The sequence below is a fragment of the Sphaerisporangium aureirubrum genome (assembly GCF_042658925.1).
In the GTDB taxonomy this organism is placed as follows: domain Bacteria; phylum Actinomycetota; class Actinomycetes; order Streptosporangiales; family Streptosporangiaceae; genus Sphaerisporangium; species Sphaerisporangium aureirubrum.
The window spans coordinates 1-512 of sequence record NZ_JBHSRF010000235.1; the positions used below are offsets into that span (position 1 = coordinate 1).

Genomic DNA, 512 nt, shown 5'->3' on the forward strand with positions numbered 1-512 from the left:
AGCGAGCTGCGCGCCGTTAGAGCGGACCTGGTTGCCCGAGACCGTGACGCCCAAGTTCGCGATCTCCCCGTCGTCGTACTCGCCGAAGAACACGGGGAACAGGGCGCCGCCGTGCTTGAGCGTGCGCAGGAAGCGGCTGCTCTCGCGGCCGCCGACAGCGTCGAGAACAAGGTCGACGTCGTGCACGAGTTCCTCGGGACGACTCTTGGTGTAGTCGATGAACTCGTCGGCGCCCAGCTCGCGCAGGAACCATTCATGCCCGCCCGATGCCACCGCGATGACACATGCGCCCTTCCACTTCGCCAGCTGCAGTGCGAAGTGCCCCACGCCGCCCGCGGCGCCGTTGACGAGCACCGTCGTGTCGGCGCCGAGTGCCACCAGGCGATGCCGCGCCGCCTGGAAGGGCGAGGGGTGATCGTGTCCGAGTTCTATCAGGAACTGCCACGCCGTCAGCAGGGACATGGGCGCCCCGGCGGCGTGCACGTGATCGATGCCGGCCGGCTTGCGTGCCA

The 512-nt window shown here is 68.6% G+C and carries 1 protein-coding gene; it reads right to left on the bottom strand.

Annotation, left to right across the window (positions count from 1 at the left end):
- Positions 1 to 512 (bottom strand): zinc-binding dehydrogenase (locus tag ACFP1K_RS41310; RefSeq protein ID WP_380764094.1); only part of this gene is annotated, 512 nt, incomplete at both ends.